The following is a 17,970-nucleotide window of genomic DNA, read 5'->3' as shown; positions in this document are numbered from 1 at the left end:
TTCTGCTGATAATGCGTAAAATCTGTTAAATACCTTTGCAGAATGGCAACAATCGAGATTGAGAAACATGGAAAATTTTGACGGTATAGTCGAGTTTGTAGCGGTGGCAGAAAGCCAAGGTTTCTCAGCGGCTGCCAAGCAACTTGGCTGCAGTACTAGCCATGTGAGTAGGCAGGTCTCCCGCCTGGAGGAGCGCTTGGGTTCATCCCTTTTGGCCCGCTCAACACGTCAGGTAAGTCTGACCCAGGCTGGGACCGCCTATTACCAGCGGTGTAAAGAGTTAGTGATTGGCCTGCAACAGGCGAATGAGCAGGTTAGCCAGCAACAGTTTCAGCTCAATGGAACACTAAGAGTTAGCGGTGCTGGTATCTTTGCTGAGCAATATGTTGCCCCTGCCTTGATGGACTTTGGCTTGAAACATCCGGGGTTGAAAATCGACATGGACTTCAATAGCAGGATGGTCAATTTCGTCGAGGATGGGATTGATTTTGCCATACGCTATGGTCGCCTTGAGGATTCTGGCTTAGTTGCTCGTAAACTGGCCGACCGCCAAATGATGGCCGTCGCAAGCCCGAGTTACCTGAAAGAGAATGGTATTCCCAATCACCCCGATCAACTAAAAACGCAGAGTTGCTTGGTGGCTAACAATGATGAATGGGTTTTTGACCTGAATGGAGAGCCTGTAAGCGTAAAGGTTAGTGGGCGCTGGAGAACAAATAATGCCCATGCGATCGTGAAAGCTTGCGAGCAAGGCCTGGGTATAGCTTATATGCCCAAAAGCAGTTTCAGTGGTTCAATTCAACAGGGCTTACTGGAGCCTATCTTGGAATCTTTTTGTGGGCGCGGAGCCAGTAGCTGGATCGTGTATCAGAACCGTCGCTTTTTACCGATGCGAGCGCGAATGGCGATTGACTATTTGGTTGATTACTTTTCTGACTGGGTTGAATAGAAAGCGATTGGATTCGTTGAAAGGAATAGAAGCACTTCCCATTTCTTGCAAGCCTTCAATCCGGAGGATTAATATCCACCCTCCTCTAATCGACTGGCATTGATTATGGTCCTGACCAGGGCATTTTATCGCAGTGGTCACACTGCAACTCAGCAACGACAACCCGTTTCGTTTGTGGATGTCAGGAAGCGATTCGGCTTTCGCTCAATTGCTGTTGGCCGATGGGTCACTCGCGAAGAGCGCGATCGGGCCGCTGGGCTTTTTTATGATGCACTTGTTGATCTAATGGCCATTCTTCAAGGACCGGAAGCGTTGGTATCCCTCCGAGGTACATTGTCTTTTCAATATGGAATCGGCGGGCGCCCGGGGATGGCTGCCTTTTATGACCCTACTGCCCGGAGCTTTTCTCTTGCCAAGAATGCGGGGCCTGGCTCCATTGCCCATGAATGGTTTCATGCATTTGATCATTACTTGGCGCAAAAAGCGTTCAGTGATACGTCCAGTACCATGTATGCCTCAGAGGCCTGGTTGCGGAATGCAACTCCAGTACCCCACCCGCTCAATGACTTACTTTTTGCGTGCTTTAAAACTGTGATGCTGGATGAGAGTGGTAATAACCCCAGTGACATGGTGACTGCTTCCGTCAGTGCCGATAAAGCTAATGGTTCTGTCTATTACAGTAAGCCTGTAGAGCTGAGTGCTCGGGCTTTCGAAGCATTTATTCAGGATGCCAGTATCAACAATAATTTTTTGGTTGCTGGCTCAAAGGCTAGTCAAGAGGCAAAGTTGGGACTGTATCCACAGGGGCAGCAACGCAAAAGAATTAACCAGGCTTTCACAGCCTATTTTTCCTATTTAGGACGAAGCCTTAGGGCTTCCACAGGTGGAGACATTGACGTCAACTCTTAGAAATACCTTTCTTCTGGGCACGGGCCTTCTCGCTGGTGTAGTCGCTTGGGGATGGGCTGAACTTTCAAAAAGCTATGAATTGATTGCAATAGCCAGCGATCCCGTGCTGTCAGCGGAGCGTGGATTCATTGATGCGGAAGATGATTTTATTCATAAACGGGCTAAGTTCGTGGATGTTTATTCTCCAGGGGTTGGTCATGTAGCGCCCGGGATACTAGAAGAAGACTTGCAAGGTAAGTATGCTGAGTTCAGACCTCAGGAAACTTTTTTCTTATGTGGAACCGGCTTCCATATTGAAGATTACGCTCTGGATAGCGAGCAGCACGAACACAATAAATTTTATGCTCAAGCATACAATGCCAAGTTATTGGAGCTCATCAGCAGTTCAGCCCAGCGCTATGATTGAACAAATACTCATCTCTTCAACTAACTATATTTAGGCTTTGCTCATTGTGGTAATTTGCTCCACAACCAGTTTGCATACAGCCAATGTCTTCATGAGCCAAAAACCTTCCACACAATCCAACATCCTTATCGTTGAAGACGATCGCGGTCTCAACGACCAACTTTGCGAAATGATCCAAAGCGCAGGATACCAGGTCAACGCTTGCTTTGATGGCAATACCGCATTGCTGGAAGCTGCCAGGCAACAACCTCAATTAGTTTTGCTCGATTTGATGCTGCCGGAAATGGACGGTATTTCTCTACTCAAAATTTTACGCAAAACCAGTCAGGTTCCGGTCATCATCCTAACTGCCAAGGGCGCTGAAGAGGAGAGAATCGCCGGTTTTCGTCACGGAGCGGATGATTATGTGGCGAAGCCATTTAACAAGACCGAACTGTTACTGAGAGTTGAGGCGCTATTGCGCCGCAGTCAACCAGCGATGATGGAGGCCGTCCACCATACAGAAATCGACAACCTGCAACTCGATTTGAATGCTCAGCAAGCATTCACCGGCGATCTTGCAATTGATTTTACCGCTACCCAGTTTAAATTGTTGTGGGAGTTAGCGGTTCACCGGGGAGAGGTATTGAGCAAAGCCTATCTCTCACAGCAAGTTCTCAACCGTACTCTGGGTGCCTATGACCGCAGTTTGGACATGCACTTGAGTCGAATCAGGCGCAAGCTGACTGGAGCAGGATGGCGTGGAGACCGATTACAAACAGTGCATGGCAGAGGGTACTGTTTGAAATGAACCGCAAACTTTTTTGGAAACTATGCCTTCTGATTACTGCGGGCATTGTCTCTCTCTTTTACCTGATCAACTCCCTGACTATTCGCACCGAGGAGCAGATGAGTATGCTGGAGGCATCTCATCGAGAGGAATTGAAAGAGTGGGGAAAGGAGGCGGAAGCGCGGTTTCTCTCCGGCAACGAGGGGGAATTGGAACAGTGGTTAAAAGAATTACAGGAGAAGGAAAACACCTGGGCCACAGTTACCCAGTATGAGTTAATCCATGTAGCTGGTGCGACGGGAAATGAACATCGTTACATCGGCTATAACCTCGGCCGGGATGTGGATTGGAAGGTCCACCTGTATTTTGAAGAAAACCCGGTGATGGAAATTCCTTTTGCAACCGAGCAAACCAGCCTCTTAGTACTTCTTCCCGATAGGATGCGCCCTGGCAGCTACTGGAAAACAACGCGACTCTTGCTGCAAATACTCCTACCAATGGGAATCTTAGCTTTAGTTTCCGTGATGCTCTATCGCCATATTATGCACCCGCTGCGCAAACTAGAGCAGGCAACACGTGAGTTTAGTCGGGGAAACTTTGATGTTCGAGTGCACCGCCAATTGGGAAATCGTGACGATGAGATTTCTGAATTAGCCAAAACTTTTGATCAAATGGCAACTCGAATAGGCGAGCAAATCGTCAACCAGCGCCAGCTAATCGCGGATCTATCTCACGAACTCAGAACTCCACTCACCCGACTGGATATTGCCATAGAGGGAGCTGGAGCAAGTCACGCTGATGATAAAAATATCCAGAGGATTCAGCGGGAGTCTGCTCATATCAGGCGCCTGGTAGATGATACGCTCACCCTTGCCTGGCTGGATAACGAACAGCCTTCTATAGGTATCGAAGACTTGGATCTGGTCGACCTTATCGATGTGATTGTCGAGGATGCCCGTTTCGAATTTCCCGATCGCACTATCTGCACTCATTTGCCAGACTCGGCTGAAATAAGACAGTCTAATCACAAGGCAGTGGGACAAGCCTTGGAAAATATCTTGCGTAACGCCATGCGCTATACTCCGAAGGGACAAGCCGTTCATGTCCTTCTGGAGGGAAATACGAAAAATAAATTTGTTATTGATATTGAAGACTCTGGCCCCGGAGTTCCTGAAGCACTACTGGACAGTATCTTTAAGCCTTTCTTCCGAGCAGATCAGTCTCGCACATCAAAATCGAAAAATTTTGGGCTGGGCCTGGCGTTGGCGCGACGCCAGCTACATAGCGTGGGCGGAACCATAGAAGCCTCCAACCGCTCTGTAGGAGGATTGTGTATGAGAGTAACTCTCCCCACTCAATCTTTGGAGCCTGCATAAGGTAACTCTCCAACACACTGATGCAACTAAATGTAACAAATGCAACACTGCTGTACTTCACAGTTGCCAATAGGAATAATTCGCATTAGCAAATAGGTAACTCTGTGAAGGACAGCCAATGGCCCGCAATATTTCCCACAATAAATACGCGTTACTCCCCTTGATGGTATCCAGTGCCCTGGCCTCTGGCATCAGCCAGGCACAGGAAGTACAAAAGCAAGAAGATAACGCTGAAGCCGCGATGGAAACTGTAGTAGTTGTCGGCGTGGCGACTGATACCGAGATCACCCCAGAAGAGCTCGATAAGCAGCAGGCAAATGATCTCAGTGATGTCTTCCGCCAGATTCCGTCCGTATCTGTTGGTGGATCGGTGGGTATTGCGCAGAAAGTCTATATCCGTGGCATGGAAGACACCCTTCTCAACGTTACCGTTGATGGTGCTCCTCAAACCAGTACCCTCTTCCACCATATTGGCCGGGTATCCATAGAGCCGGAGTTGCTGCAGAAAGTTGAAGTGCAAGCTGGCGCAGGCGAAGCTACCAGCGGTGCTGGCGCTATTGGCGGTGCTATCCGCTTTGAGACCAAAGATGCGGACGACCTACTCGATGAAGGCGAGCAGTTTGGCGCAATAGTGAAAGGCTCGTTCTTTAGCAATGATGGCGAAAAAGCCAGTGCTTCAGTGTATGGAAAGATCACTGACGACTGGGGACTGCTGGGGTCATTTGTGACCGTTGATCGCGACGACATGGAGGATGGTGACGGTGACACAATCAATGGCTCAGCTTCCGAGCAGGATCTTGCCTTTATAAAATTAAGTGGCGATTTATCTGAAGATCAAAAACTGAATATCAGCTTTGAGCAGCGGGATGAGTCTGGAGAATTCAGCCGACGTCCCAACTGGCCTGTCCTTGAGGGAGATACTCTCTACCCTATCGACTCTGAACGCCAGACAGTTGTTGTAAACCACCAATTTGCTCCCAGTGCGCTGATCAATCTCGAGACAACGGTTTATCACACAAAATCAGAGATAGAACAGGACGTATTTGATATATGGGGTACATACGGTGCTTCAGTCGAAACCATTGGTTTTGATTTACGTAATACCAGTAGTATCGGCGAACATACCATTACCTACGGTATAGAGGCCCGCGAGGATGAAGTGGACAGCGGCTTTGTCTCAGGACCATTTGTCGGTATCTCGTTCAGTGAGGAAGGCCAAGTTCGCAGTGCTTACGTGCAAGACCATTGGCAGGCTACAGACGAACTATTACTGAGTTTTGGTCTGCGCTACGACGAATACGAGTTGGAACAAGTAACCCATGGCGATGAGACTGATAGCCAGGGCTTCAGCCCCAATATCGGTATGAGTTACTCTTTGACTGATGCGATCACCCTTACTCTCGGCCATGCAACAGCGATGCGTGGCAAGGAAGTTGGAGATGGGTTTACACTGGAATCGGCTGAACTTGCACCTGACCTGGATGCAGAAACCGTCGAAAATACCGAGCTGGGACTGGAATACAGCCAGGATGGCCTTGAGTTAAAAGCCGCTGTTTACCGCAGTACTATCGACGACGTTATTCTCGATCAGCTCGGAGGTGGTACTTACTACGAAAATGTCGGTGAGTTGGAAACCGACGGCTTTGAACTCAGTGCTTCTTATGCATGGGATAATTTAACGCTAAGCGCGGCTTTCAGTCACAATGATTCAGAGCTCAATGGGAATACCGTAGAGGCCTATGAACACAATGGCTTGGCGAATGCCCGTGGCGACACCTGGAACCTGAACGCCAACTATGCAATTACTCCTAAGTTAGAACTGGGCTGGAACTACACTCGTGTTGATGAACTGAGTAATATTGAGGTTTTGCACCGTGCAGTAGAAATTGAATGGATCGATAGCACCCAAACCGTAGATAAGTCTGGTTACGATGTGCACGACCTTTACTTGCACTGGGAACCTTTGGCAGATGATCGCCTGAATGTGAATTTAGCAGTTCAAAACGTGTTTAATGAGCAGTACCGGGATCACTCCAGCGTGGCCGATTATACTCATATTACTGGCTGGAAAATTGTATCTGGAGTTTATGAGGCGGGCCGGGACGTTCGACTGTCAGTAGACTACCGCTTCTAATTTGTTTTACTTGATTTACTATCAGGGCGCAATGCAGTTGCATTGCGCCCTTTGTTGCCTATGAAATCCAGATACCGTTTACTGTGGATCAAGCTCCACACCTATTTTTCCTGCTTTTTTCTACCCATTGCCATTTTGTATATCGCCACGGGCGTGCTCTATCTATTTGATATAGAGGGGGGCGTCGATGAACAATTTGAGTACACAGTTTCTCTACCCAAGGGCCTGCCCAGCAATGAGCAAGAGACTCTGGATACCATATCTCCGTTTGTTCAGCCCTCAGAAGTATCATTGCCAGCAGATTTCTATTTGGAAGATGAGTGGATTGGTTGGTATGGCTACAAACGCCAAGTCTATTTGGAGCCAAGCCAGGATAAGGAATCAGCGATACTGCATGTAAAAGAACACGATCTATGGCATCAATTTCTGCTGATTCATAAAGGTCATGCCGGTCCCCTCTTCTGGTTCTCAGCCATTATGCTTGGTGCAAGCCTGCTATTTAGCCTGATTAGTGGATTAGTGGTTGCCTTTGCGGTACCAAAATTCAGGAAGACCGCTATACAATTTACTTCTCTCGGTTTTGTTGCGCTGGTAGCTGCCTTTTTTATAGGGGGCTGAAACCCGTTACTTAAGGGAGTTTTAGTTAGGGAGCCTCTGAGTAACAATCTAGTATCTCTACAGCTCTTAAAGGTCTGCGATAAGCAACTTTAAGAGCGGGTTCATGGAATTACTCAGAGTCTCTTAGATCAAGCTTAAAAATTTTAAGCAAGTTGACAAATCTTATCTTCCAACTGCTGTTTAAATTGATAAAGATGGATGCCATCCAGAAAGCAGTGATTAACTTCAACATACATCGAGGTGACAAGGCGGCCCTCCTGGCGATGGTATTTACCCCAGAAAATAAAAGGTATTCCTGGATCACAACCTTCTTTCTGTACAGGCTTTACCTGTAGACCAGAGAAGTCACCCCAGGGGTAGCAGCTGATATTCAAGATATCATGGCGGCTGATGAAATTTTCTACGGGGAGGTACTCAGATTGTGCCTGTGAAAGTTCCCTTGCCTTGTGGACGAACTCTGTCAGATTCGTTTCCATTCTTGCCATAACGAGTTTGAATAACTCATTATCCCCTAAATCAGAAAATAAGGGGTGCAGCATGTCATGCTCAATGGGCTGGCCATTGACGATACGATGCCTGAAACCCGCTATTTCATTTCCCACCTGCGTGACAAGAAAAATAAGGCTGTAATAAAAAGGGAGTGTATTCTTTTTACAGAAAGATACCAGATTTGTCACATCGACCGGCTGGGTTAAGCCTATCCGAGTTGACCCTGCACTGCTCATAAAAAATTCAAAGTGGGCCTTTCTATTCCAGCGTTCGATATCAATAGGAGTCATGGACATATGAATATCGAGCCTTCAATGGATATTCATAGTTTAGGGTAGATTATAAGCAGCATCGGTGTTGCTAGTAGCTTTTATCTAGTTAGGACACCTGGAATATATTTAGAGGCATTAGCTACCATGCTGTAATCGCCATATCAAAACGCTCTTCCCTTCCGACTAATACCATTTTAGTAACGCTACTATTTCTCTCTTTCGCTCCTGTTTGAGGCACTAAAATAAGTCCCAACAACAGACTGTGCCACCTCATAAAAAGCGTTCATCTGTGCATAATTTGCAAAAGTGATGTTCCTGCTTATAAGTTTTAAGAAGGATAGAGCTCCCTATAATAACTTCCAGCTGTTAAAGCGAAATATCATCTAGATAACCAGGACTATTAACTATGACTACCAAGTACGAAAATGCCGTTTTGGATGATCAAGCATTGATCGAGGGACTTAAGTCTATTAACCCGGTATGGGGAGATCTAGCTGTACGAGTCGCAGGCGAGGTATGGGGAAAGCCGCTTCTGGATCAAAAAACCAAAGCACTAATCACTATCGCTATTGACCAAATGGCGCTCAATGTAAATGGTGAAGGTAACCCGTTTGGAGCCCATGTTGATATGGCACTCAAACAAGGGGCAACGTATGAAGAGATTGAGGAATTGATTGTTTTTGCCTCAATGTATACGGGCTTCAATAAAGGGGCTACCACCATGGGCGCACTGAATAAGCTTCGCCATGATCGAGGAGACATCTAATGGCTATCCCCGGACTTAAAAAAGCAGATCATATAGGATTCACCGTCCCCGATGTTGATTTGGCCGTTGAGTTCTTTAGTACACACTTTGGTTTTGAATTGGCTTATACGTTTGGGCCATTTGCCTCAGACGATACCTGGATGACGGATCACCTTAATGTAAATCCTCGTGCAGAGATCAAGAAAATTGCTGTTATGAATGCTAACAGCATCAATCTGGAAATATTCGAGTATGCCGACAACATAGATCGAAATAAGGTGGCACCAAACAATGCTGATGTTGGGGGGCATCATTTAGCATTCTATGTTGAAGATATTGATGCTGCGGTTGAATACCTCAAGAAACAGAATATAGAGGTGCTCGGCGCCCCTACGGTAATGACTGAAGGGCCAACTGAAGGAGAGACCTGGGTATATTTCATGGCTCCATGGGGCATGCAACTTGAACTCGTTTCATACCCTAATGGAAAGGCCTATGAGCATTTGACTAACGTACGCTTATTTGACCCTCGATGAATATTCTCGCCACTATTTTGGTTGTTATTGCAGGTATGGGGCTCTCCGTCGAGGCGGGATTGTTAGGGCCCTTAGGTATGCAGGTTGGTCACTTGTGGGCCACCTTAAGCATATTTGGTGTTGGGGCAGCCCTACTTTGGCTCATCAGTCTATTTGTCCCCAGTGCAAAATATATAAGCTGGCGAGAGGTTCCAAAGTGGCAGCTTTCAGGTGGCTTATTGGGACCTGTTTACGTTGTTGTTCTAACTTTAGCCACTCCTATACTTGGAGTAGCTATGACCATGATCGGGATTCTTGTGGGGCAAACAGCCAAAAGCTTCCTAATTGACTCACTGGGGTGGTTTGGGGTGCGTAAACAGCCCATTAATCTCCTGAGAGTATGTGGGGCAACATTTTTATGCCTTGCATTATATTTTACCTACTTGGGAGCCAAATTATGATTGGGCTGATGTTACTCGCAGTACTATCCGGCGTAGCGTTGAGCTCCCAGGCGGCAATTAACGGAAAATTTGGAGAAAGTGTAGGAGTTGTCCAAAGCGCCCTATTTACCTTTGGTATCGGAGCTGTAGTGATGGGCTTACTGGTGTTTTTCTTTGGAAAACACAGCGGCCCATCAATTCTTTCCGTACCTAAGTGGCAACTAACAGGTGCACTTTTTGGTATCTTCTACATGATAGTCGTAGTTGCTGTTGTTCCTAGAATTGGTGTGGCATCAACAACAATTGCAACGATTTTTGGGCAGATGAGCATGAGTTTGATTATTGATACCCAGGGATGGTTTACGAATCCGTCTATCCCGTTAAGTTCCTGGCGAATTGCCGCAATGGTTTGCGTAGTTCTAGCGTTGATCTGTAATTACCTTGCTAATCGGAGAGCGCCAGTTCGTAGTAATGAGGCACTGCAGCCCGCTATCCAAAGTTAGCTGAATATACAGGAGTAAAGCACTACTCAGAGGGGCCATAACATCACTCAACAGTTACCCACTATCGACCGCTAGCTAATGAATTACGATATATCAATATTAGAGTTAAAACTGTTCTTAATGACGGCCCAATTGGGTAACTACTCTGAGGTTTCCAGGCAGCAGGGAATGACACCGTCCTCTGTATCGCGAAAAATGGCCCAGCTAGAGGGCAAAGTGGGAACCAAACTACTGCACCGTCATACCAGGGCAATATCACTGACGGATGAAGGTACGGCCTTTGCAAAGTATTGTAGCGATATTGTTCGTCAGTATGAGCTAGTTTGCGGGCAAATTGAGCAAAGAGCCAACACACCACGGGGGGTTGTTAAAATCAGCGCCCCCGTTGCTTTTGGGCGGCTTCATATTGCTCCCTATATTCCAGATTTGTTAGAGCTTTATCCGCTGCTTAGGATCGAAATGCAGCAGACAGATAGCTTTATTGACCCTGCTAAAGAGGGTATTGACTTACTTATCAGAATTGGAGCGCTCCAAGATTCAGGCTTGAAAATGAATCGCTTTGGCAATCATAACTTTGTATTGGCAGCCAGCCCGGAATATCTGAGAGCAAATGGGGTTCCGGAAACCCCAGAGCAGTTAATTGCTCACAACTGTTTGGTATTTAAGGGAACCAATGGGCTACAGCGCTGGTTTATCGGTAAAGATGGTTTGACACCCTATGAAGTTAAGGGATCACTTTACAGCAATAATGCAGAAACGCTGGTTTCCAGTGCTATAGGGGGAGCTGGGGTTGTTATGTTCCCAACTTGGTTAATCAATGAAGAGATTCGGTTGGGCAAGCTGGTTCCTATTTTGACTGACTACCGCGCATCTTCATCGGCAGAAAACCAAACTATTAATGCGCTCTACTTACCTACGGATAACCTGGCTCCCAAAGTACGTGTTGTTATTGATTTCCTTAAGGAGAAATACGGTAGTCCCTGCTATTGGGATGCTAAATAGAGAAGCCTTCTTGCTATGACTCGGTGGGTATCGTGTACATTGTAATGCAAACAGGTTTTGGTTACAGGCTGGGGCTCCTGCCTCGGCCTGTAACTTCTGCTTGGTATTGATAAGCCGGCTAGTCTAAATAATCTACACTCATCAAATATCGTAAGAAGAGTTAAAATTTATAACTCACCATTAATGACGTACGTCTAGAGCTATCAGTGTCTACGATTGGGCTATTACTAATCTCATCGCCATACCAGGTTTGATATACGCCCCCCATAAGAATAAGGTTTGGGCTAATGTTGTATCCCACTTGTACGCCTAACCGGGTAATGATATCTGCATCTGCTTCATACGCTGCCCTATCTTGAGTTACTTCATTTAGGTCTACACCATAGTAGTAAGCCAACGCACTATCACTTTGCCAGCTAATAGTGAAGTCGGGTTTGATGATCCACTTTTGGTGCTTGTAAGGCAGACTATATCCAGCCGATAGACTGTATCCGTCGTGGGTATCACTGATATCTTGTGAGATGCCAACCTTCCAAAGGCCTACAGGGCTTTTATAGTTCATAGATAAGTTGGCAAGAATCGCCAGGTCAAGCTCTTCCATATCGCTGAGCTTATCACTGTCCCCTCTATCTCTATCGCCCGCCAAGTCACCGCCTATGCCAAACTTCACTCGAAGTTTATCGTTGTGGTACAGATCAGCCCCCAACTCAAAACCCTGAAAGTAAAAGCGCTTGTAGCGGGCTGAGATCAATGGAAATATGTTGTTTTGGTCCTCACCATCAACGTAGATTGACTCAACGCTAAAGGTTCCAATACCTACAGAAAGTGCTGTCTCATCCTGCTTTGGCGGCTTCTGGGTAACTTCATCTGCAAAAGCCAGGCTGGATAATGCCGAACCCACCAGCGCGGTGCACATACTCAAAGTTAATGGCAGAGAACTCTTATGGTTTTGATCTCGCAAACTAGACATATTGAATCCCAATTTGAACTGGTTGAAGTTCCGTTATTTCTGGAGTGGATTCTATGCCGGTAAAGGTAAACGCCAGGTAAATAAGCTCATGCCCAGGCCAGGTTAACGGTTAAGTATTGTTCATTTTTGTTGTAAGAAAAGATCCATTGCTGCTGATCGGCCACTTGCTTCAGGATATGAAGGCCTAAACCAAAACCCTGCCCTTCCCCCCTGTCAAAATGCACCTGCTGCTCCGGCAGTATGGGGTTCTGAACCCGGATTCCATTTGCATCAAAATCAATATCGATACTTCCCTCAAGGGTATGCTCAAAGGCATTTCTGAGCAGATTGGTTATAGCGATATCCAATAGCACTTGTACTTGCTTCAAGTTGACCGAACTATCCGAATTGAGATGAACCTGTACATCTCGCTGACCCAAGAGGTATTTGAGCTGCTCAACTCGAGTTTGAATCATATTGCTGAAATCAAATTCTGTTGATTCCAAATTTACCTTGCTTTGAGATAGCAGCAGAAGTGCCTGTGTCAGCTGGGTCATCTGCTCATAGGAGCGCTCAATCTGCTCCAGTTGAGTATCGATTGGCTTACCTTTTTTTTGCCTTACCTTCACCACATGCAAGGCGCTGCCAATGGTTGCCAAGGGGGTTCTCAATTCATGGCTCGCATTCTGTAGAAATTGCTTTTCCTGCTCTTGATGATTCCATACCTGCTGTAGCGACTCTTGCAGTACTCGTCCTACACGACCAAATTCATCCTTCCTTTGCTCTAAAGATTCCGGGATCGGAGTCAACTTATGCCTACTCTTTTGCGCAAATTTCTCCAGGTCTTTTAATGGCGATATCACTTGTCTTGCAAGAATAAGAGGCACACTTAATGCTAAAGTAAGGGTTAGTAAGACACCGATAAGAACCTCAATTTCTACCTTTTTGTACTTGCTGGGTATTGCAGCTTCTTCTATTTCCAGCACGTAGTAAGTTGTCTTAAGGGCGCTTTCAGCATAAGGCATAATTGCTAAATAGTAGCGGTCATTAATTAAGTCTTTGCTAAAGTGCACCCTTTTCTCTTCGCCGTCAGCTTCCTCTAACACGCGCTTTGCCGTATCTGGCAGTGAACTGTACTCATCATATGTTTGTAACTGGGCAAAAAAAGGGTCATCAATAACCCCTCCAGCCTCAATGATACGTTTTTCAGCTACAGATATTAGTGTCGCACCTAAGGCGTGCTTAACCATTTTCACTTTGGATTTCTCTACGACAACTGCACTGCACGCCACAATTGCGGCAAGAATCCAAATATAATGAAAGAAAAATTTTCTGCGAATGGATCGATCAAAGGCTTTCATCACGCTTCCCCAGGATAACGCCCTTTCCTCTGATCGTGTGCAGTAGTGGAAAACTGAACCCCTTATCGATTCCCTGCCGCAACCGATACAGATGTACTTTGATTACGTCGGATTCGGGGGAAAGAAACTGCCATAAATGCTGTTCAATTTTTTCTTTAGTAACCAGCTTTGGGCTCTGTTGCATCAAAAACACGAGCAATTCCCAACAGATTGGGGGCAGATTTATAGATTTTCCCTGTCTGGTGACTTCATGGGTCTCTAAATTAACTTCCAGGTCCTCAACTTTATACCGGGTTTGGGTAACGCGTCGTTTTATTGATAGAGACCGAATCCGCGCGACCAGCTCAAGCATTTCGAAGGGTTTAACCAGGTAGTCATCCCCTCCAGATTGGAAACCGGTGATTTTATCGTCCAATTGGTCCAGCGCGGTCAGCATCAATATTGGTGTCGAGCTTCCTTCATTGCGCAACTTAGAACTCACTTCGAAACCGCTTCTACCCGGCATCATGACATCAAGTACGATTACATCGAAGTCATGCTTTGAGGCCAGCTCAGTGGCCATTATTCCATTGTCAGCGTAGTCACATCGAATATTGTACTCTTCGAGGCTCTCAATAATATTGGACGCCAGTGCGTGATTGTCTTCAGCTAAGAGTACCAATAATGGCGTTTTGCAGTCAGGCCCCATTGATCTAGTCACTCAAAAGTTCTCGATAGCCTGGAATAATAAGGCTCAATGGGTAAACGGTAAGTAAACAAGTGTAAAAGTGATGAAATTTTAATCACCCGCATAAAGCTTGCTTGTGAGTAAGCCTGACTATAAATACGAGATCTATAGTCCCTCTTCCCAAAAGGCTATTTGATTGCTGGATTGCAATTTTGGTTAAAACTCATTTTGGGCAATAGTTGCTGCCAGCTGCTTAAGCTTTGGCTGCTGCCCCTCGATATTGGTGAGCCCAATTATTAAATGGTTTTCTTCAGGAAATATGACGATTAGGGCGCTAAAGCCATAGATTCCGCCAGATTGCGTATACACTTTTTTGCCAGCGACTGTGGAGGTAACCCAGCCAAAACCATATCCCCTCTCGACAAACACATCCTCTTTGTCAGTGGCAGAAATCAAAGAGCCTGTGGCAATGGATTCGGACCAGATTTCCAAGTCTGCCAGGTTACTGGACAAGGCCCCCGCAGAATAAGGAATCGACATATTAATATAGTTTGCCAGCTCAGCCTGGTTAGCGGTTGCATAGCCTTGAGCGTGGTTCGCTTGGGAGATTGTACTCTCGCCATATCTTGTTTGATCCAAGCCTAGCCCCTCCAGGATATGTTGGGACAAGTACTGTGTGTAGGTGTACCCGGAAATCAACTCAATAAGGTACCCCAGTAAAATATAGTTTGAGTTTGAATAGCTATATTTTTCACCAGGCTCGAACTCCAGAGGCTTAAACTTAGTCAGGTTGACCAATTCCAAAGGACTAAAAGATTCATTGTGGTCAATGCCGTAAAAAAAACTCCGGGATACCTGAGCGATGAGTGAGGAGGTGTCTAAGGGTGATCTCATCTCCTCTTGGGTAGTCCTTCACAAAGTGTGAAACAGGCATGTCGTAGCTGGGAATTTTTCCAGAGTTCTTTAGCTGTACAACCGCTAATGCCGTCAGGGTCTTGGAGAGAGAGCCAATTCGAAACTGGGTATCAATTCGGTTAGGTATCTTTTGGGCTACATTGGCAAAGCCGAACCCTTTTCTCAAAATATCGGTGCCATCACGCTTGACGAGAAATGACCCTATAAAACCTTCAGATTCAAGCAAACTTTCAGCGCTAGTGTAATCCGAGTGGGATGGATGACTGTAGGCTTGTGGAGAGAGTGCACCGAAAGAAGCGATTAACAAAACCGCAAGACAAACTGCTTTCATTCTTATATCCGTGAAACTGTAGATGAGCTGTAATCGGCTCCGGGTCGCGGGGCGAGAAATACCCTAAGTCTTTGACAAAAGCTAGTCAATTTTTTGGGGTTACTAGACCGACAGTGCGTGATAGACCTAAGAGTTGGCTGTCACTACAGAAAAGAGAGGGAGGTATGTGGTTGAGAAAGCACCTCCCCAGCACTTGTGCGGCTGGGGAAGCGGGCGGTTTCGCCCCTTGTTGGGGGCGAAGCCTAAAGTTTACAGGCAGACAATGTTTTCTGCTTGTGGGCCCTTAGCGCCCTGAGTCACGGTAAACTCTACCTTCTGGCCTTCGGCCAAGGTTTTAAAACCGCCACCGGAAATTGCGCTGAAGTGAGCAAAAACGTCGGGACCGGATTCCTGGGCGATGAAGCCAAAACCTTTCCCTTCGTCAAACCACTTAACGGTACCAGTAACTGTATTAGACATAATAGATATCCTTGATTGAACAATTGCGCTCCAATTGAATGGAGTTGTGCGGGCAAAAAGTATTATTTTAAACGAGACCGAACGAAGGATTATGACTAAAACTACGAGGTAAACTGCAATAAAAAATGGCTTTTAAACCGGCGGACGAATAGTAGCACTAGCCTGTCACCTATGTCCACTTTTGCCTAAATCTATCCCCGACATTGGTACTCAGACCGCCGTCCACTGCCGCATAAAGGCGCGATGAACCGGAGGCACTGAGGCGATACAGTGGGCCGATAGCCACAATGCTGATTTTGCCAGAGGATTGCTCGAGGAGATCAGCTTTCTCGCCAGCTCTGTCTTCTTAACCACAGACTCTCCGGCCTCATGCCGGGAGGTGGAGTAGCTATCGACCGCACCGTTAGCGATAGCAGATGCTGCGGCTATGGCATCAGCCATACCCAGATTCATCCCCTTTCCTCCCACTGGAGAGTGGCAATGGGCTGCGTCTCCAGCCAACAACACCCGGTGCTTTCGGTAAGTTTCTGCCTGTCGGATGGAGATTTTAAAGGCCGCTGTCCTCCGGATGTTGGCGATTTCTATCGGCAGCCTGAGGGTTGCCAGGGCATCTTCGGTTGATGATGCGATGCGAGCGCGGCGCCGTTCGATAGGGAGTACCAAGGTGAACTCACCTTCCCCGCCGTACAGGTCCAGGGCAATCTCTTCCGGATCGAAGTTTCCTCTCAAATCCACATCCGCAATTGACCACTTATTGGGCAGATCAATACCAGGGTACTGTATTTTCAGCTGTTGTCGCACGGCGGACTGTATGCCGTCTGCGGCAATCACCCAGTCAAAAGAGGCGCTGGTATTGTCTGAGAAATTAACGGCCGCCTTGTCTGGGGTTGTTGTGATGTTTGTGACTGAGACCCCGTACTCAACTACGACGCCCCTCTCGGCAAGAGTGTCCCTGAGGATTCCCTCGGTCCGGTTTTGCGGTAGCCCGAGAGGCACCCTATCGCGAAACTCATTTCCGCTGTTGTCGATATAAACCAGGGTTCTCTCATCGCGCAATATGTGCATTTTCCTCAGGGGCATTGCCTCTGCAAGAAAGGGATCTGCGGCGCCCAGCTCTCGAAGGGCATCAATGGTGGCTGGCATAATGCCAACAGCGCGGGAGAGTTCAGAGGGGCTGTCTTTGCGCTCAACAATACGGCACTTCAGCCCCAAGGAAGTGAGGGCGACTGCAGCAGTCAATCCGGTCGGACCGGCACCAATTACCAGGATGTCCATCGATACAACTTGTAGCCTGAAAGCTCAACCGGTCGACACAGAATGCCTCGATCGCTACAGGGAGCTTGCTGCTGCAAGCTTAGACAAATTTCTACTGCTGTAGAGGGGCGTAATGGCCACTAAATGCGTGCACAGCCCCTCTTCTCCGGTGTCGCTACTTAAGTACTTTTATCTCTGTCGGAGGAGTCGGGGATGTCACTGTAGCCCAGTGCCGTTGCGGGCTTATCCATTGAGGCACCCTGGCGATCCAGAACACCGATATCCAGCACTGGGGAAGCATCGATATGTTGAGCATCCATCATTTGGGCAACGCGCTGTAGTGAAGCAATTATCATGCTTTGCTCCCAGTCTTTTAGATCGCCAAACTGACGAGCAAACTGGTCCTGAAGCGGGATGGGGGCATCGCGCAAAGTCTCCGCGGCCTCCTCAGTAAGGTAAGCATGCACTTTGCGCTTATCAGCCTGGGAGCGCTGGCGATACACCAAGCCTCTCTTCTCCAGGCGGTCAAGAATATTGGTCACGGTTGCCTGGCTCAGGCTGACCTCGTTGGCCAGTTCGCCGATCGTCACTTCACCCTTATTGCGAATAGCTTGTAGCAACAACACCTGCGGGGCGGTTAAGCCAGTGGTTTTAGCCAGGTGTTTGGAGTGCAGGTCCGTGGCTCTTATTACCCGCCGCAGGGCCACTAGCACTTGTTCGATACTGTTCAAAGTTACCTCTCAATCATGGAGTCAGGGTGATTGCCGGAATTATATCGCCGTACCCCTCAATCACTAAGCGCTTATAACCCGACTGCGAAACATCACCCCCACAAGAGCCTCAGGCTCCATCACAAAACTGTCCATTTTATGGTCAGGCGATCTCTCAGCCGGCATGTCCAATAGAA

At 47.2% G+C, this 17,970-nt stretch carries 21 protein-coding genes; 12 read left to right on the top strand and 9 right to left on the bottom strand.

All coding sequences use genetic code 11. The features are described 5' to 3' along the window. Positions 1-67: 67 nt before the first annotated feature. The 7 genes from ACJJI4_RS09010 (at position 68) to ACJJI4_RS08980 (ending at position 7,161) form a co-directional block, all read left to right on the top strand. Positions 68-949: a LysR family transcriptional regulator gene (locus tag ACJJI4_RS09010; RefSeq protein ID WP_282932808.1), complete on the top strand. Its 882-nt coding sequence runs from the start codon at positions 68-70 to the stop codon at positions 947-949. 105 nt (positions 950-1,054) lie between these two features. Next, the gene (locus ACJJI4_RS09005; RefSeq protein ID WP_444927802.1) at positions 1,055-1,858 is read left to right on the top strand and encodes a CLCA_X family protein; all 804 of its coding nucleotides are present in this window, start codon (positions 1,055-1,057) and stop codon (positions 1,856-1,858) included. Further along, the gene (locus ACJJI4_RS09000) at positions 1,842-2,264 is read left to right on the top strand and encodes a hypothetical protein (RefSeq protein WP_444927801.1); all 423 of its coding nucleotides are present in this window, start codon (positions 1,842-1,844) and stop codon (positions 2,262-2,264) included. The genes ACJJI4_RS09005 and ACJJI4_RS09000 overlap by 17 nt, the downstream gene beginning before the upstream one ends. Before the next feature lie 91 nt (positions 2,265-2,355). Next, complete coding sequence (locus ACJJI4_RS08995; RefSeq protein WP_444927800.1) at positions 2,356-3,054, top strand: response regulator transcription factor; 699 nt, start codon at positions 2,356-2,358, stop codon at positions 3,052-3,054. Continuing rightward, the gene (locus ACJJI4_RS08990) at positions 3,051-4,409 is read left to right on the top strand and encodes a sensor histidine kinase (protein WP_444913058.1); all 1,359 of its coding nucleotides are present in this window, start codon (positions 3,051-3,053) and stop codon (positions 4,407-4,409) included. The genes ACJJI4_RS08995 and ACJJI4_RS08990 overlap by 4 nt, the downstream gene beginning before the upstream one ends. Before the next feature lie 118 nt (positions 4,410-4,527). Next, positions 4,528-6,543, top strand: coding sequence for a TonB-dependent receptor (locus ACJJI4_RS08985; protein ID WP_444927799.1), 2,016 nt, complete (start codon positions 4,528-4,530; stop codon positions 6,541-6,543). A gap of 60 nt (positions 6,544-6,603) precedes the next feature. Further along, on the top strand, positions 6,604-7,161 hold the full coding sequence (locus tag ACJJI4_RS08980) for a PepSY-associated transmembrane domain-containing protein (RefSeq protein WP_444927798.1): 558 nt from the start codon (positions 6,604-6,606) through the stop codon (positions 7,159-7,161). A gap of 143 nt (positions 7,162-7,304) precedes the next feature. On the opposite strand, the gene ACJJI4_RS08975 is transcribed toward ACJJI4_RS08980, so the two are convergent. Beyond that, a complete protein-coding gene (locus ACJJI4_RS08975; protein ID WP_444927797.1) occupies positions 7,305-7,940 on the bottom strand; it encodes a CatA-like O-acetyltransferase in 636 nt (211 codons plus the stop codon). 388 nt (positions 7,941-8,328) lie between these two features. Here ACJJI4_RS08975 and ACJJI4_RS08970 point away from each other — a divergent pair, with 388 nt between their 5' ends. The 5 genes from ACJJI4_RS08970 to ACJJI4_RS08950 all read left to right on the top strand — a co-directional run bounded on the left by ACJJI4_RS08970 (position 8,329) and on the right by ACJJI4_RS08950 (position 11,127). Beyond that, positions 8,329-8,688: a carboxymuconolactone decarboxylase family protein gene (locus ACJJI4_RS08970; RefSeq protein ID WP_413665785.1), complete on the top strand. Its 360-nt coding sequence runs from the start codon at positions 8,329-8,331 to the stop codon at positions 8,686-8,688. Continuing rightward, positions 8,688-9,203 (top strand): VOC family protein, encoded by a 516-nt coding sequence (locus ACJJI4_RS08965; RefSeq protein WP_444908312.1) that lies wholly within the window; start codon positions 8,688-8,690, stop codon positions 9,201-9,203. The genes ACJJI4_RS08970 and ACJJI4_RS08965 overlap by 1 nt, the downstream gene beginning before the upstream one ends. Beyond that, entirely contained in the window at positions 9,200-9,643 is a 444-nt protein-coding gene (locus ACJJI4_RS08960) for a DMT family transporter (protein WP_444908313.1), read from the top strand. The genes ACJJI4_RS08965 and ACJJI4_RS08960 overlap by 4 nt, the downstream gene beginning before the upstream one ends. Then, positions 9,640-10,125, top strand: a complete 486-nt coding sequence (locus ACJJI4_RS08955) for a DMT family transporter (RefSeq protein ID WP_444908314.1) — start codon at positions 9,640-9,642, stop codon at positions 10,123-10,125. The genes ACJJI4_RS08960 and ACJJI4_RS08955 overlap by 4 nt, the downstream gene beginning before the upstream one ends. Positions 10,126-10,203: 78 nt before the next feature. Continuing rightward, complete coding sequence (locus ACJJI4_RS08950) at positions 10,204-11,127, top strand: LysR family transcriptional regulator (protein WP_444913055.1); 924 nt, start codon at positions 10,204-10,206, stop codon at positions 11,125-11,127. Positions 11,128-11,287: 160 nt separating this feature from the next. On the opposite strand, the gene ACJJI4_RS08945 is transcribed toward ACJJI4_RS08950, so the two are convergent. From ACJJI4_RS08945 to ACJJI4_RS08910, 8 genes are all read right to left on the bottom strand, one after another. After that, a complete protein-coding gene (locus ACJJI4_RS08945; RefSeq protein WP_444927796.1) occupies positions 11,288-12,097 on the bottom strand; it encodes a MipA/OmpV family protein in 810 nt (269 codons plus the stop codon). 86 nt (positions 12,098-12,183) lie between these two features. Continuing rightward, on the bottom strand, positions 12,184-13,437 hold the full coding sequence (locus ACJJI4_RS08940; protein WP_444927795.1) for a sensor histidine kinase: 1,254 nt from the start codon (positions 13,435-13,437) through the stop codon (positions 12,184-12,186). Continuing rightward, entirely contained in the window at positions 13,424-14,137 is a 714-nt protein-coding gene (locus ACJJI4_RS08935) for a response regulator transcription factor (RefSeq protein WP_444927794.1), read from the bottom strand. The genes ACJJI4_RS08940 and ACJJI4_RS08935 overlap by 14 nt, the downstream gene beginning before the upstream one ends. A gap of 183 nt (positions 14,138-14,320) precedes the next feature. Then, positions 14,321-14,998 (bottom strand): serine hydrolase domain-containing protein, encoded by a 678-nt coding sequence (locus ACJJI4_RS08930; RefSeq protein ID WP_444927793.1) that lies wholly within the window; start codon positions 14,996-14,998, stop codon positions 14,321-14,323. Further along, complete coding sequence (locus ACJJI4_RS08925) at positions 14,931-15,350, bottom strand: serine hydrolase domain-containing protein (RefSeq protein ID WP_444927792.1); 420 nt, start codon at positions 15,348-15,350, stop codon at positions 14,931-14,933. The genes ACJJI4_RS08930 and ACJJI4_RS08925 overlap by 68 nt, the downstream gene beginning before the upstream one ends. A gap of 249 nt (positions 15,351-15,599) precedes the next feature. Beyond that, positions 15,600-15,809, bottom strand: coding sequence for a cold-shock protein (locus ACJJI4_RS08920; RefSeq protein ID WP_108733254.1), 210 nt, complete (start codon positions 15,807-15,809; stop codon positions 15,600-15,602). A gap of 210 nt (positions 15,810-16,019) precedes the next feature. Beyond that, entirely contained in the window at positions 16,020-17,084 is a 1,065-nt protein-coding gene (locus tag ACJJI4_RS08915) for an FAD-dependent oxidoreductase (RefSeq protein ID WP_444927791.1), read from the bottom strand. A gap of 158 nt (positions 17,085-17,242) precedes the next feature. Further along, positions 17,243-17,794, bottom strand: a complete 552-nt coding sequence (locus ACJJI4_RS08910; protein ID WP_282932789.1) for a MarR family winged helix-turn-helix transcriptional regulator — start codon at positions 17,792-17,794, stop codon at positions 17,243-17,245. Positions 17,795-17,970: the final 176 nt, after the last annotated feature.

The organism is Microbulbifer maximicatervae (SeqCode) (assembly GCF_052467305.1).
The sequence above is the reverse complement of the archived record's forward strand: the minus strand, read 5'-3'. Positions and strand labels throughout refer to the sequence as shown.